This window comes from Rhodococcus sp. EPR-147, from assembly GCF_001647185.1.
In the GTDB taxonomy this organism is placed as follows: Bacteria; Actinomycetota; Actinomycetes; order Mycobacteriales; family Mycobacteriaceae; genus Rhodococcoides.
Genome location: NZ_LVCU01000546.1, coordinates 1 through 14,527, shown reverse-complemented (window position 1 = coordinate 14,527; position 14,527 = coordinate 1). Strand labels below are relative to the sequence as shown.

General features: G+C 63.0%; 15 protein-coding genes and 1 pseudogene. 12 read left to right on the top strand and 4 right to left on the bottom strand.

Annotated elements, in window-relative coordinates:
* Positions 1 to 378, bottom strand: a 378-nt coding sequence (locus A2J02_RS24335; protein WP_156516366.1) for a GDP-mannose 4,6-dehydratase, incomplete at its 3' end; no start/stop codon positions are given.
* Between the two features lie 604 nt (positions 379 to 982).
* Here A2J02_RS24335 and A2J02_RS24330 point away from each other — a divergent pair.
* The 5 genes from A2J02_RS24330 to A2J02_RS24310 all read left to right on the top strand — a co-directional run bounded on the left by A2J02_RS24330 (position 983) and on the right by A2J02_RS24310 (position 5,429).
* On the top strand, positions 983 to 1,723 hold the full coding sequence (locus A2J02_RS24330; protein WP_068054783.1) for an ABC transporter ATP-binding protein: 741 nt from the start codon (positions 983 to 985) through the stop codon (positions 1,721 to 1,723).
* Complete coding sequence (locus tag A2J02_RS24325) at positions 1,716 to 2,924, top strand: ABC transporter permease (RefSeq protein ID WP_068054780.1); 1,209 nt, start codon at positions 1,716 to 1,718, stop codon at positions 2,922 to 2,924. Before A2J02_RS24330 ends, A2J02_RS24325 begins: the two co-directional genes overlap by 8 nt.
* A gap of 146 nt (positions 2,925 to 3,070) precedes the next feature.
* A complete protein-coding gene (locus A2J02_RS27435; RefSeq protein WP_082899550.1) occupies positions 3,071 to 3,856 on the top strand; it encodes a hypothetical protein in 786 nt (261 codons plus the stop codon).
* The gene (locus tag A2J02_RS24315) at positions 3,853 to 5,064 is read left to right on the top strand and encodes a hypothetical protein (protein WP_068054776.1); all 1,212 of its coding nucleotides are present in this window, start codon (positions 3,853 to 3,855) and stop codon (positions 5,062 to 5,064) included. The genes A2J02_RS27435 and A2J02_RS24315 overlap by 4 nt, the downstream gene beginning before the upstream one ends.
* The gene (locus tag A2J02_RS24310; protein WP_082899053.1) at positions 5,061 to 5,429 is read left to right on the top strand and encodes a hypothetical protein; all 369 of its coding nucleotides are present in this window, start codon (positions 5,061 to 5,063) and stop codon (positions 5,427 to 5,429) included. The genes A2J02_RS24315 and A2J02_RS24310 overlap by 4 nt, the downstream gene beginning before the upstream one ends.
* Before the next feature lie 16 nt (positions 5,430 to 5,445).
* Here A2J02_RS24310 and A2J02_RS24305 read toward each other — a convergent pair whose 3' ends face one another.
* Positions 5,446 to 5,964, bottom strand: a complete 519-nt coding sequence (locus tag A2J02_RS24305) for a maleylpyruvate isomerase family mycothiol-dependent enzyme (RefSeq protein ID WP_068054773.1) — start codon at positions 5,962 to 5,964, stop codon at positions 5,446 to 5,448.
* Between the two features lie 130 nt (positions 5,965 to 6,094).
* Here A2J02_RS24305 and rfbA point away from each other — a divergent pair, with 130 nt between their 5' ends.
* A complete protein-coding gene (gene rfbA, locus A2J02_RS24300) occupies positions 6,095 to 6,967 on the top strand; it encodes a glucose-1-phosphate thymidylyltransferase RfbA (protein WP_068054767.1) in 873 nt (290 codons plus the stop codon).
* Entirely contained in the window at positions 6,964 to 7,548 is a 585-nt protein-coding gene (locus A2J02_RS24295) for a dTDP-4-dehydrorhamnose 3,5-epimerase family protein (RefSeq protein WP_068054766.1), read from the top strand. The genes rfbA and A2J02_RS24295 overlap by 4 nt, the downstream gene beginning before the upstream one ends.
* 425 nt (positions 7,549 to 7,973) lie before the next feature.
* Here the strand turns inward: A2J02_RS24295 and A2J02_RS24290 are convergent, their stop codons facing one another.
* The gene (locus A2J02_RS24290) at positions 7,974 to 8,492 is read right to left on the bottom strand and encodes a GtrA family protein (RefSeq protein ID WP_082899055.1); all 519 of its coding nucleotides are present in this window, start codon (positions 8,490 to 8,492) and stop codon (positions 7,974 to 7,976) included.
* A gap of 47 nt (positions 8,493 to 8,539) precedes the next feature.
* On the opposite strand from A2J02_RS24290, the gene A2J02_RS24285 reads away from it, so the two are divergent.
* From A2J02_RS24285 to A2J02_RS24275, 3 genes are read left to right on the top strand one after another with little or no spacing between them, the layout of a single operon-like run.
* Positions 8,540 to 9,991 carry an FAD-binding oxidoreductase gene (locus tag A2J02_RS24285; RefSeq protein WP_037187223.1) on the top strand — a complete coding sequence of 484 codons (1,452 nt, stop codon included), beginning with the start codon at positions 8,540 to 8,542 and terminating at the stop codon, positions 9,989 to 9,991.
* The gene (locus A2J02_RS24280; RefSeq protein ID WP_068054765.1) at positions 9,988 to 10,752 is read left to right on the top strand and encodes a decaprenylphospho-beta-D-erythro-pentofuranosid-2-ulose 2-reductase; all 765 of its coding nucleotides are present in this window, start codon (positions 9,988 to 9,990) and stop codon (positions 10,750 to 10,752) included. The genes A2J02_RS24285 and A2J02_RS24280 overlap by 4 nt, the downstream gene beginning before the upstream one ends.
* Positions 10,753 to 10,757: 5 nt before the next feature.
* Entirely contained in the window at positions 10,758 to 12,713 is a 1,956-nt protein-coding gene (locus A2J02_RS24275) for a galactan 5-O-arabinofuranosyltransferase (protein WP_197478126.1), read from the top strand.
* A gap of 22 nt (positions 12,714 to 12,735) precedes the next feature.
* Here A2J02_RS24275 and A2J02_RS24270 read toward each other — a convergent pair whose 3' ends face one another.
* Positions 12,736 to 13,746, bottom strand: a complete 1,011-nt coding sequence (locus tag A2J02_RS24270; RefSeq protein ID WP_068054762.1) for a helix-turn-helix domain-containing protein — start codon at positions 13,744 to 13,746, stop codon at positions 12,736 to 12,738.
* A gap of 97 nt (positions 13,747 to 13,843) precedes the next feature.
* Between A2J02_RS24270 and A2J02_RS24265 the strand changes: the two genes are divergently transcribed.
* On the top strand, positions 13,844 to 14,164 hold the full coding sequence (locus A2J02_RS24265) for a 2Fe-2S iron-sulfur cluster-binding protein (RefSeq protein WP_068054786.1): 321 nt from the start codon (positions 13,844 to 13,846) through the stop codon (positions 14,162 to 14,164).
* A gap of 23 nt (positions 14,165 to 14,187) precedes the next feature.
* A pseudogene (locus A2J02_RS24260) lies at positions 14,188 to 14,527 on the top strand (cytochrome P450); the annotation flags it as partial.

Here is a 14,527-nt window from a genome sequence, read left to right as displayed (position 1 = left end):
GTCGCCGTAGACCTCGTCGGTGGAGATGTGGTGGTAGCGGACGTCGTGCTCGCGTACCGCGTTCAGCAAGGTGGTGGTGCCGATGACGTTGGTGTGTACGAACGGCCACGGATCGGTCAACGAGTTGTCGTTGTGGGATTCGGCGGCGAAGTGAACGACCAGATCGGTCTCGCGGACGAGGCGGTCCACGAGATCGGCGTCGGCGATGTCGCCGTGCACGAACTCGATGCGATCGGCCACCGGGTCGAGGGAGGCCTTGTTGCCGGCGTAGGTGAGCTTGTCGAGCACGGTGACCTGGGAGTCGGGACGCTGCGCGAGGGTCTGATGTACGAAGTTCGCGCCGATGAACCCGGCCCCACCCGTGACGAGAATTCTCATGTACCGGCACTTTACCGGGGGATGCTCGTGCGGGCCGTTCTTGTCTGGGTCCGCAGGCCATTCCAGCCCAGGTGTCGCTGCACGGGATGCTCCACTCGACGCCTCGGTGGGGAGGTTCCCGGCGATCGGACTGTCGAGTGGAGGGATAGTTGCACCGCGTCCGGAGGTCGACCCAGCATGTCGGGCGCGCGTGCTAGCTTCTTCGACCTTGCGGAGTACGTCGATGGGTCTGCGGAAGATTGCGATACGTCTCGCGGCATCGGTGGCGCTGCTGTTCGAGCTGTGCAGAAATCGAGCACGAGGTGCGCAATCGACCCGCGACCAACAAGATTCCAATTCCGCCGGGCTCTCGACTCGCATCCAGATTAGGTCGATTGACAGACAGACACACCAGATTTCCGTAGTTAGATTCACCGAGCCGAGAAAAATCGGTACATGAATCGAAAGGAGAACAATCGTATGATCCTCGCTGGAGTAATCGGCCTCGGAATCGCAGTCGGCGGACTGGCAGCTTTGAACAGGAAGCGCCGGTAGCGAACCGCCCGGTGGAGAGCGACGCTTTTTCACCGGGCTCACCGCCTACTACGATTGGAAGGGATTCACCGTGTCGGCTGACGTCGTTGTTAAAGGCATCGCGGTCGATTTCGTGCGCGATTCGCAGCCCGTCCTCGATAACGTTAATTTTCAGATCGAGCTCGGTCAGCGGGTGGGACTAGTCGGCTCAAATGGGTCCGGAAAGACTACGATCATGAAGCTCGTCAGTGGCCTCATCACCCCGACTTCCGGCAGTGTGATGACCTTCGGAGAACCCGCCATTCGGATGAGCAACAAGAATCGGCGTCGCACCAGCCTTTTCCTCGGTGGCGACGCATCGCTATATGGAAGCCTGACTGCAGAGGAAAACATCAGGTATTTTGCCGAACTCCTCGGCATGAAACGAACAGAATCAACAGTCGCAACAAAAGAGATCATGAAGAGCCTAGACGTAGATTGGTTTGCAGCGAAAAAAGTTCGCGATATGTCGAGAGGAATGAGACAAAGGGTGGCGCTGGCCCGTTCTATGGTCCACACGCCCCATTTGCTCCTACTGGACGAACCCACAACGGGAATGGACATAGACGGAATACATCTGTTCGCCGAACTTATTTCGGGCAAAGCATTCGACGACACGTCAATACTCATCTCCGGGCACAACCCTCACGAGCTCGTATCGATCTGCGACGACTACTGGGTAGTATGGGACCGTAAAATCAGCGTTTCCGACCGGCACACCCTCGACCGGCTACCCGCCGTCCCAGCGGCAGAGGGTTTGCGCTGGGCGTTGACCGGAGCCAGACATGGCTAGGCTGTTGGTCGTTCTGAAAAAAGAGTTAAGGCAACAACTTCAGGATCGCCGCACCTTGACGATGATGCTCGTTCCTGCGCTCGTCGGGCCACTCATCTGCCTCGTTCTCCTGTTGGCGTACGGTTCCAACTCGGAACTGGATCGAAAGGAACTGACGGTCTCCTCGAGCAAGGCTGGAATCGACCGTTCCGAATTACTGAAGGACATCTCCGGCAAGTTCGACGGACAGAATTTCACGAACTCGGATCAGCGAGCGTGGAACGTCAAGTGGTCGGAATCCCCCTGGGATGATCTCGTGCGCGGCGAATCCGACCTGGCTCTCGTTCAAGGAGCTGACGAATCCTGGCAAGTCGTTCCCAGCCCAATCTCGCTGGACTCGGCTCTGCTGACCGCAGAATCGATTGCCCGTCTCAATACACCGGACCTAACAGGAGGAGCGCTTCGTGACATGGATCTATTGTCATCACCGACTCCGACAAGCCAAAACTTTCTCGTAATAGATTTCTTCGCTGCGACGGCCGCCAACTCGGCAATCGCAAGCTATCTTCTGCCGATACTTTTGATATCCCTTTTCACCATGGCTGGTAGCCCTATTGCCATCGAATGCATCGCGGCCGAGAAGGAGCATGGAACTTTCGACAGCTTCCGCGTATTGGGCGCACCCGGACTCAGCGTCATGACGGGCAAGCTTCTTTCGGTCGCACTCGCCACGGGTGTTGTCGGTTCATTTGCGTCAATTCTCTTGATAGCTGTTGGAAACATCAGACCTCGAGGTACCTGGAACTTAGGAATGGACTACGTCGTCGAGTCCGGTATCAGCGGTAGGTCCATCTTGACAATCTCCGCTCTGACCTTGTCTGCCCTGATTTTATGCAGCGCGGTATTATTGTTCGTGAGCGGCATCGCCCAGACAGTGAAAGAGGCCCAGTACTGGGTGTCTATTGTCTCCCTGATTCCAATCTCGCTGGGCGGCGCTTCCGTTCTTTCCTCCAGCGACCGCATAACTCGAGTTCTGGAGATGGTGCCGTTCTCCAATGTTGCAATCGGTATATCGAACACAGTAGCCGGGACCTCCGATGGCTGGTCTATTGCTGCATGCCTTGCGGTCAACGGTCTAGTTACCGTTTCACTCATCGGCATTTCCGTCCGCATGCTTTTCGGAGAAGGAGACCTGCGCTTCCGGATACCATCCGTCAGCTGACCTTTCCGTTCACGAACCGGCCGCGCTGAACCGATGAGGCTTGTATCCCCCATTCGACGACTCAGTAACAGCTCAACCGCTGTCGGGGATGTCCGTTCTTGTCGGGTGCGCGTGCTAGCTTCTCTTCGACTTCGGGGGGAGTGACGATGCGTCTTCGATACATACTGCTGCGTCTCGCGGCATCGGTGGCACTGCTGTTCGGAATCATGTGGGCAATCCCGCAGCTGGCACCGCAGGTGCCCGAGCCGTACGAGGGGGTACAGACTCTGCCGCCGGTGTCGCCGGAACCCACGGGCTCGACGACAGCCCCGCCACCACTGCCGCCGGGGTTTCCGTCCATGAACCGGCCGCCACCGAAAATCGAGGTGCCCGACGGCCAGCCGCAGCCCATCGCCACCAAATTCGGCTGGACCTACGAAATACCGGCAGACTGGCGAAACTTTTCGACCGGGATCGCTGGGTGGTCGAACGGTGGTAAATCGGTCGTCTACGGTGCCAGCGCCGATTACGGCTACGGCTACTGCCCGGAAGTGGACGGGGCGTCGCTCGCCGAGTCCGGTATGACCGGCCGAAACGGGATGGACTTGCACGCCGCAGCACTGGACGCTGCCCGCGGTGCGGAAGTCGTCTTCGGCGACGACTCCGCTGCCCCACCACGCATCGAGTACTCGGAGCCTCAGGACATCGAGGTCGATGGAGAGCCTGCCGTGCGATACACCGTTCATGGCTCGGGCATTCACGCCAGCGCGGAATGCAGCCCAACCGAGGCAACGTTCGACGTCGTGGCGATACCGGGATTCGCAACGGCAACCTTCGCCGTATTCATGGTTCAGCTCGACCAGAGTAACGAGGGTTCGCTCGACTACTCGACTGTGGACAGCCTGATCTCGACGCTGCGCAAGCCTGATTCGCAGACGGGGCAGCAACGATGACCGAGGAGACCTTCGAGGGCGATCCCTCGGAAATCGCCGGCCTCGGACATCTTCTCGATCGCATCAGCGGCGACACTCTGGCCAGTCATCGTTATCTGCTCGATCATGCGGGCCTGAGCGAGAAGGTGGTTGGGCAGATTCTGAAACGACTTCAGCCGTACCTCGCACGGTTTCAGGAGATGACACGCACTCGGCAGGTTCACCTGTCCGCCAACTGCGGGGAAATGGGTGCAGAACTCAACAGAGCGGCATGGCTGTATGCCGATCAGGATCAGCGAAACTATGACCTGCTGAACGCTCACACAAGCGCGCCGCCACTACCGGGCATCGATCGTGGCAGCTCGGATCGTGCCGCCGTCGGCCACGTGGACGAATTCGACGCGGCAGCCGATTACGGACGGCCCCACGGGATCGACTATCCCGCGCCGAATCCCGTCGTCGACGACATCCGAGAGTTACTCGACGATGCCGCGGGCTGGCTCGGAGAGATCGACACAACGATTTTCGAGCTCTCCGGGTGGAGCCCACTGAACGAGGCGACCATTCCGATCACTGGCAACTGGAACGAAATCAGAAGAATCGGCCACGCATATCAAATCGCAGGCGACGCTATGGAAGCCGCGTCGGAGTCGTTCGCGGCAGGTGTGCGGCGCGTCGATCCTTCCTGGAACGGCTCTGCTGCACAGGCATTTACCGATTATGCCGACCGACAACTGGCCGCAATGCGATGGGAGGGGCCCGCAGGCCGCACGATCTCCGCGGTCTGTGCGGTGATATCCGAACGACTCCGTGACGCTGCACTGGCAGTGGTTCGGAAAGTCGTCGAGTTGCTCGAGTCCGAAGTCGCCGTCGACAACGCCCGCGGTGCGTTGAAGGTCATGATCAAGAAGGTGCCGCTGGTCGGCACTGCATGGCAGGTGGAGAGCATCGTCGAATTATGTTGGACAGCAATGGATCTGACCAAAGATCTCACTGTGAAGATCGAGCAGGTGGTCGATGACTTCGGCGCATTCCTCGACGCGCTCGGCGACCCCGAAGGCCAGGTGGGCCAGAAGATCGACGACACACTGCGGCCGCTGAACGACTTCCTCGACTACGGCAAGCAAGCCGTGGAAGCGGGCAAGACCGCGAATATCCGACCGGTCCTCGACACACCGGACGAGGACTTCTCCGTTGGCACCGGCGACGAACCCTGGCGGGACGCATGATCGAGTCACTGACTCCACACGTCCGAGCCGCGTACGACCGTCTGATGACGTCCTGCGGTGAGCTCGAGGCCGCGCGCAAGCGGGCCCTGAACACCGATCTGAAAGCTCCGGCGGGAACCCGATACGTCACAGCGGAACTGCTGGCCCGCCTGGCGTCCTCACGCCGGGCATCGGCCGACCTGATCCACTACGCGACCCGCGTCGCGTCGGGTGAATGCAGTTGGGAACGTGTCGAGGTGGACGCAACTCCGGTGCCACCGGAAGTCGAAAGGCTCAAGGCCGATCCGCAGATCCTGTGGCCGGCCGAATGGCCGACTCCGATCGCCGAGACCGGAACTTCGCCGTACCGAATCCCGTGGGAGTGATCGGCCGCTGGAACTGTCAGGACCCTCGGACAGTGCGTCCGGCGAAGGCCGCCAACCGCTCGTACGCGTTTGCGCCGTCGGGTGCCGGCTGCTCAGGATCGAAAGCACCGCCTCGCCGTTCGTCGGTCATGTTGGCCGACATGAACACCATCCCCTCCTCCGCCACCGTCTGGTCGAGATCGTCCGTGCCGCGCCCGAGTGCGGTCGCGAGATCCCACGCGTGCACCGAGAGTTCCGCAGCCACCATGCCGAGCGGCAATGGTGAACCTGCATCGATCTCGGCCAGCAGTTCGCGAGTCCTCTCCTTCCACAGCGGAATCGGATCCGACGACGGTTCTGGCGACGCCGACCAATCGATCTCGCCGCCCCGAGCCATGGTCACCAAGTTGGCCGCGGTGTTCACCAGGTGGTCCGTCAGCTCGGCGACGGTCCACTCGGTGCAGGGCGTGGCCGATGCGCGTTCGGCTTCGGTCACTGTGGAGAGCAGAGCGGTGACCTGATCGATACCGGTGGAGATCTGGTGCGTTGTCGTCACGTGGCTTGTCCTCGGTTCTCTCGGAAGGCTGGGTATGCGGCGAGCGTAGGTGCACCTCGGAGCTCACGCAGCAGAAACGGGGCAGGCACAAGCGAGCGGGTGATCCGAGGGTCTGGAAGACTTCGCGGTCATGCGGGGAATCATTCTGGCGGGCGGCACGGGCTCGCGTCTTCATCCGATCACGATGGGTGTCAGCAAGCAGCTGGTCCCGGTCTACGACAAACCGATGATCTACTACCCGCTCTCGACACTGATCCTGGCCGGGATCCGCGAGATCCTCATCATCACCACACCCCAGGACGCCGACCAGTTCACGCGCCTGCTCGGTGACGGCTCCCAGTTCGGCATCTCACTGACCTACAAGGTCCAACACGAGCCGAACGGTCTCGCCCAAGCCTTCGTCCTGGGTGCCGAGCACATCGGCACCGACTCCGCGGCATTGGTGTTGGGCGACAACATCTTCTACGGCCCCGGCCTGGGCACCCAACTGTCGCGGTTCGATCACATCGACGGCGGAGCCGTGTTCGCCTACGAGGTCTCCGACCCCACCGCCTACGGCGTCATCGAATTCGACGCCGACCGCAAAGCCATCTCGTTGGAAGAAAAACCCGCCGCCCCGAAATCGAACTACGCCGTCCCCGGCCTGTACTTCTACGACAACGACGTCATCGCCATCGCCCGCGACCTCACCCCGTCCGCCCGTGGGGAATACGAGATCACCGACGTCAACCGCCACTACTTGGAGGCCGGCCGCCTCCACGTCGAAGTCCTGCCTCGCGGGACTGCCTGGCTCGACACCGGCACCTTCGACTCCCTGCTCGACGCCTCCAACTACGTGCGCACCATCGAACAACGCCAGGGCCTCAAGATCGGATCACCCGAAGAAGTGGCCTGGCGACGAGGATTCATCACCGACGACGAACTGCGCGTGCGCGCCGAGACGCTCGTCAAGTCCGGGTACGGCCGCTACCTGCTGGAATTGATCGACCGAGGGAACCGATGACCTTTCGTGAACTGAGCATCGCCGGTGCCTACGAGTACACCCCCCGCCAGTTCGGCGACGTCCGCGGAGTGTTCTTCGAGTGGTTCAAAGCATCGGCGTTCGAGGCCATCACCGGGCGGTCGTTGGAGCTGCTGCAGGCGAACTGCTCGGTCTCCGCCGCCGGGGTCCTACGCGGGATCCACTTCACCACCAACCCACCCGGGCAGGCGAAATACGTCACCTGCGCCCGCGGAGCGTTCCTCGATGTCATCGTCGACCTGCGCGTCGGATCACCGACGTTCGGGCAGTGGGACTCGGTGCTGATCGACGACATCGACCGCAAAGCAGTGTTCCTCTCCGAAGGACTCGGCCACGCCATCTTGTCCCTGGAAGACAACTCGACAGTCATGTACCTGTGCTCCCTCGAATACACCCCGGCCTTGGACCGCGACATCAACCCACTCGACCCCGCCCTGGGCATCGACTGGCCCACCACCGCCCGCGACGGCACACCCCTGACCTACGAACTCTCCGACAAGGACAAGGCCGCCCCCACCCTCGCCCAAGCCCTCGAAAACGGAGACCTGCCGAACTTCTCGTGAGCGGCGGCGACGCCACCAGATCCGGGCAAACGCGCTCGCATTCGCCAGACGCGCGCAGAATCGCCCCTGACCGTTGACGAGAATGCGCGCGTTTGGCAAGTGCGCGCGCGTTTGCGAACCCGCGGCAAAGTCAAAGCCGCACCCACCCTCGCCGAAGCCCTCGAACGCAGAGACCTGCCGAACTTCTCCTGAGCGGCGGGACGAGGCGACGACGCCAGATCTGGGCAAACGCGCTCGCATTCGTCAGACGCGCGCAGAATCGCACCCGACCGCTGACGAAAATGCGCGCATTTGGCAAGTGCGCGCGCGTTTGCGCACCTCACGGGGCGACCCCGCGCTGGCGAACCCCCGGGGGGCAAACCCGCGTTTGCGCACCTCACGGGGCAAACCCGCGCTGGCGAACTCTTGGGGCCGAACCCCGCGACTCAGCGGATTTTGAAGATCACGAATCGCTGGACGAGGAAGTTGATGACCGTCGCCGTGCCCTGCGCGATGACGAAGGCCACGTTGGCGTACCAGAAGCCGTCGGGAAGAGCCTGGTAGAGCCAGGTGTAGATGCCCACCTGGACGGCGAAGGTGACTCCGTACAGCGCGACGACGGCGAAGAACCGGGCCCGTGACGGGGCCGCGTTGAACGTCCATCGACGATTGATCAGGTAGGCCGTCGTCGTTCCGAGTACGAAGCCGATGGCCTTGGCGAGGGTCACACCGACGCCGAACACGAAGTGCAGGATCAGGTTGACGCCCTGGTCGACGATGGCCGACAGCACACCGGTCGCCAAGAAACGCACCACCTGCGTCTTGAGATCGAGGGCCGCGTCGGCGATGTTCTCGGTCAGCGGCAACTCGACGGGTAGCGGGACGTGATGCTGCAACTCGTCGTTCTCGGGCGACCAGTCGTCGCCCGTCGAGCCTTCTTCTGCGGAGCGGTCGGGGGTGGACACGAGGACTGACACTAGCCGCTGCTGCGGTGCGGGTACCCTCTTGAGCGATGTCCACGACAGCCGACGACGCACTCTTCCCCCTGGAACCACAGGCCGGGAACACTGCGCCGCTACCCACGCAGACCCGCACACTCACCGGTTGGGGCCGCACCGCTCCCTCCACCGGAGAGGTGCTCTCGACCTCCGACCCCGAGCTCATCGCGAACGCGGTCAAGCAGGTCGCCGAGCAGAACGACTCCAAGCCGGCCCACCTCCGACGCGGCGTCATCGCCCGCGGCCTCGGCCGCTCCTACGGTGACAACGCGCAGAACTCCGGCGGCCTGGTCATCGACATGAATGCCTTGAACGGCATCCACAGCATCGACGCGTCGACGCGGATCGTCGACGTCGACGGTGGCGTCAACCTCGACCAGCTGATGCGTGCCGCGCTGCCGTTCGGCCTCTGGGTACCGGTGCTGCCGGGTACCCGCCAGGTCACGATCGGCGGGGCCATCGGCACCGACATTCACGGCAAGAACCATCACAGCGCGGGTAGCTTCGGCAACCACGTCCGCTCGATGGAACTGCTGACCGCGGACGGTCAGGTCCGCCACTTGACGCCGTCGGGCAAGAACGCCAAGCTCTTCTGGGCGACGGTCGGCGGCAACGGCCTGACCGGCATCATCCTGCGCGCGACGATCGAGATGACGCCGACGGAGACGGCTTACTTCATCGCCGACGGCGACGTCACCACCACCCTCGACGAGACCATCGCCCTGCACAGCGACGGCAGCGAGAACAACTACGACTACTCGAGTGCCTGGTTCGACGCGGTCGCCCCGCCGCCCAAGCTCGGCCGCGCGGCCCTCTCCCGCGGATCGCTCGCGACGTTGGACCAGTTGCCGGCCAAACTCCAGAAGGACCCGCTGCGGTTCAACGCCAAGCCGTTGGTGACGTTCCCGGACGTCTTCCCCAACGGCCTGGCCAACAAGTACACGTTCTCCGCCGTCGGCGAGGTCTGGTACCGCAAGGCCGGCAACTACCGGAACAAGGTCCAGTCCCTGACGGCGTTCTATCACCCACTGGACATGTTCGGTGAGTGGAACCGTGCCTACGGCTCCAAGGGCTTTCTCCAGTACCAGTTCGTGGTTCCGCCGGAGGCGGTCGACGAGTTCAAGAAGATCATCGTCGACATCCAGAAGTCCGGGCACTACTCGTTCCTCAACGTCTTCAAGCTGTTCGGGCCCGGAAACAAAGCGCCACTGAGCTTTCCGATTCCAGGGTGGAACATCTGCGTCGACTTCCCGATCAAGCCGGGCTTGAACGAGTTCGTCCGCGAGCTCGACAAGCGGGTGCTCGAATTCGGCGGTCGTCTGTACACCGCGAAGGATTCGCGCACCGACGCCGAGACCTTCCACTCGATGTACCCGCGGATCGACGAGTGGATCAAGGTCCGCCGATCCGTTGACCCCACAGGCGTTTTCGCCTCCGATATGGCTAGAAGGCTGGAACTGCTGTGACGATAGACGCCGTAGGCAACCCCCAGACGATTCTCGTTCTGGGCGGCACCAGCGAGATCGGTGTCGCGATCACCGAGGAGTACCTGTCGAAGTCTCCGGCACGTGTCATCCTCGCTGCGCTGCCGAACGACCCGCTTCGTGAGAGCGCGGTTGCCCAACTGAACGCCAAGGGCGCGAAGTCCGTCGACATCATCGACTTCGATGCACTCGACACCGCCTCGCATCCCAAGGTGATCGACGCGGCATGGGCCAAGGGTGACGTCGACGTCGCCATCGTCGCCTTCGCCGTCGACTTCGATGCCGAACAGCTCTGGCAGGACCAGCGCAAGGCCGTCCTCGCCGCGAACATCAACTACACCGCCTCCGTCTCGGTCGGCGTGCTGCTGGGCGAGAAGATGAAGGCGCAGGCCTACGGCCGCATAATCGTCATGTCCTCGGTGGCAGGCGAGCGGGTTCGTCGTTCCAACTTCGTCTACGGCTCCACCAAGGCCGGACTCGACGGGTTCTACCTCGGACTCGGAGAAGCGTTGCGCGAGTTCGGACCTCGGGTCACCGTCGTTCGCCCGGGCATGGTGCGCACCAAGTTCAGCGCGCACGTCAAGGAAGCACCGATGACCGTCGACAAGGAGGTCATCGCGAAGCTCGCGGTGAACGCGTCACGCAAGGGCACCCCCTTGATCTGGACTCCCGCGCCCTGGCGTCTGGTGATGATGGTGCTGCGGCACGTGCCGCGGCCGATCTTCCGCAAGCTGCCCATCTGATCTCGATGACAATCGGGGTTGCACCGGCTCGCAGAACCGCCTCTGCCGTCGGGGAAATCGCTCTCGGTGTGCTCGTCGCAGTGGTCGTGGCGACGGTCGGGTTGTACGCCTTCTCACTGGTTCAGTGGCCGGCGTTCAACTCGTCCAATGTCACCCGCGCCATCACGACGCTGGGGCAGGTGACCGCTGCAGCACTGTTCGCCGCATCGATCTACCTGTACCGGATTCACAAGTGGCCGTGGATCGCTCGGCTCGCGGCGTGGATCGGGCTGAGCGGATTCGTCACCGTCACCCTCGGGATGCCGCTGGCTGCAACCAAGCTCTACCTGTTCGGCATCTCCGTCGACCAGGAGTTCCGTACCGAATACCTGACGCGACTGACGGATTCGGCGTCGTTGCGCGACATGACGTACGCAGACATTCCGCCCTTCTATCCGGCCGGCTGGTTCTGGCTCGGCGGACGCGTCGGCAACCTGCTGGGCATGGACGGCTGGGAAGTGTTCAAGCCCTACGCAATCGGGCTGCTCGCCGTCACCGCCGTCGTGTCGTTCGTGCTGTGGAAGGCGCTGATCCGAGCCGATTGGGCCGTCGCCGTCAGCGCCGTCACCACCGCACTCGTCGTCGCCCACGCCTCCCCCGAGGCATACAGCGCCGTGATCGTGATGCTCTTCGCACCCGCACTGGTCCTCGCCTGGGGAGCGCTGCACCGGCCCGCCGGGATGAATGTGGCATCCAGTCAGTCAGAGTGCAAGAAAGGGACATTGATCCCGACTGGGGGGCGCGCCGGCGGATGGGGAGCGGTGGTCGGCACCGGACTCTTTCTCGGTCTGGCCGCGACGTTCTACACGCTGTATCTCGGCCTGGCGGCGTTCACCGTCGTACTGATGGCGCTGTTCGCCGCCGTCCTCGCCTATCACGAGAAGAAGTCCTGGAACGTACTGGTTCCCATCGCGATCAAGGTCGCCGCGATCGCTGCGATATCGGGCGTCATCGCCGCGACCGTGTGGCTGCCGTACCTGATCGAATTCCTGCGCGGTGCACCCTCCACGTCGGGCACAGCGTTGCACTATCTGCCCGAAGCCGGTGCGACACTGCCCTTCCCGATGTTCGAGTTCTCTCTGATGGGCGTGCTGTGCCTCATCGGCACGGTGTGGGTTGCGGTGCGGTTCTCGTCCTCACGCCGAGCGCAGGCACTGGGCGTCGGCGTCGTCTCCATCTATCTGTGGACGCTGCTCTCCATGGCCGCCACGGCCGCGGGCACCACCCTGCTCTCGTTCCGCCTCGAAGCGGTGCTGATCGTATTGCTCGGCAGCGCAGGCGTTTTCGGCTTCCTCGAGGGCAGCCACGCGATCTATCAGGCCATCAACGAGCCACCGAAGTTCCGTATCGCCGCTGTCGTCGTAGCAGCTATCGGTGCGATGACCTACGCGCAGAACATCCCCCAGGTACTGCAGACCGAGATCACCGTCGCGTACTCCGACACCGACGGTGACGGCAACCGCGCCGACATGCGTCCGCCGAGCGCGGTCTCGTACTACCGCGAGGTCGACGCCGCCCTGACCGAGCAGACCCAGCGTCCGCGCGACGAAACCGTCCTGCTGACGGCAGACACGTCGTTCCTCAGCTACTACCCGTACTTCGGCTTCCAAGGACTGACCTCGCACTACGCCAACCCACTGGCGCAGTTCGATCAGCGAGCCGACGCCATCGAGCAGTGGACCGAGCTCGAGACGCCCGATCAGCTGGTCGACGCGCTCGACACCAGCCAGTGGCGCGCGCCGGATGCGTTCCTGTTCCGCCGCGGTGCCGACGGCTACACCCTGCGCCTGGCCGAGGACGTCTACCCGAACGACCCGAACGTGCGCCGCTACACCGTCACCTTCCCGCAGTCACTGTTCGAGGATCCTCGCTTCACCGTCACCGACATCGGACCCTTCGCGCTGGTCGTGCGCACGAATTGAACGATCGTCGACCGTGAACGCACTACCTCGGTGCTGCGGTGCGAGATCGAAACTCCCTCGGTGAGCGTCCGGTCCATCGCGTGAACGCATGCGAGAAGCTGGCGACGTCGCTGTAGCCGAGTTCGGCGGCGATCTCCCCTACCGTCACCGAACCGTCGAGCAGACGCACGGTCGCGCGCTCCTGAAGGAACGCCTGACGTAGCGCACGGAACGTGGCTCCCTCGTTGCCGAGTTTTCGTTTGAGGGTGCTGGTGGAGACGGCCATTCTCCGGGCACAGTGCGCACTGTTGGTGCACTCGCGGTCGGTGTCGAACAGCGCGCGCACGGTGTCCGTGTACGACTTCGTACGACGGCCGTCGACGGCCTTCTGCAGTTCCGCGATCCCCAGTTGATACGACAACGAATCGGAGAACCGGCATGCCTCGTCGAGGATGGCCGCCGGCACGAAGACGAACGGTGACGGCGCATCGAACACGATGCGCCGGATCTCGTCGTCGTCGAGCGTATCGCGCTCCGGGGCCGGGATATCGAGGTGAAGTTCGACCGCGTCCGCGAAGCCTGCGAGCATATCGATCAGACGAAGAAGGCACGAACCGCCGTACGCGACAGCAATGCTGTCGAGCCCGTCGTCCCCCGTGCGCCCGGCAAGTCCGATGGTCAACCCTCGATCGGTATGGAGGATGTGCACGGCGAGAGCCGTCGAGACCAGCGGGAGGAACTCCAGCAACTCGACCATCTCTGCCACCGATCCGGCACTGATCAGCGGAAGACTGAGAGGGCCGAACGACGTGGGCTGCACGTATTGCGCGAACGTCGCGCCGAGCCGGAACCCCTGTTGACGGTCGAGGTCCGGGTACACCTCCCGAAACCACCGCAGCGGCACCTGTCCGTCGCGGGTGACCAGCTCCGTCATGCTGACGCCGTCACGCACCAGGATGCGTCGGAACGCCGCCTCGGCCCGCTCGCCCAGCGCGCCGCTACCGAGCAGCTGCGCGAAGGCAAGCGGCGGCACTCCGGACTCCGTTGATCTCACGTGAGCCAAATTAACAACAAATCGACGCTTTCGAGCCTGGTTCGGAAAGCCCATCGCAGTGAGACTTGGAACACAGTTACTCAGCGAGGAGAACACCATGGCCAACGTCACCTTTGTCACGCACGACGGCGAGAAGCACGAGGCACCGCTGACCGAGGGCACATCCCTGATGCAAATTGCCGTCGACAACGCCATCCCGGGTATCGACGGGGACTGCGGCGGCGAGGCAGCCTGCGGAACCTGTCACGTCGTCGTCGACGACGCATGGAGCGACGTCGTCGGCACCAACGACGAGGTCGAGGAGGACATGCTCGCCATGAACCCCGAGCGTGAACCGACATCTCGGCTGTCGTGCCAGATGGCCGCGCGCGAATCCTGGGACGGCTTGACGGTCCGCGTGCCCGAATTCCAGATCTGACCTGCGGACCGGAGGAGAGAGCCATGAGTATCGCCGACACCGTCGCGGCCACCGCGAGATCCGTCATCCCGATGGAACTGCAGATCCGCGGCGCGCACCTCTACGACAAGACGCGTCGGATCGTGACCCGCACCGACGGCCAGGTCATGTTCACCGAGACACCGATTCCGCCGGTCGACGAGGTCGATCTCGCCGACATCGACCTGAGCAACCCGTTCCTGTACCGCCAAGGCCTCTGGAAGTCGTACTTCGAGCGCGTCCGCAACGAAGCGCCGGTGCACTTCCAGCCGAACAGCCCGTTCGGGCCGTTCTGGTCGGTCACCCGGCATGCGGACATCATCGCCGTCGACAAGAACCACAAGG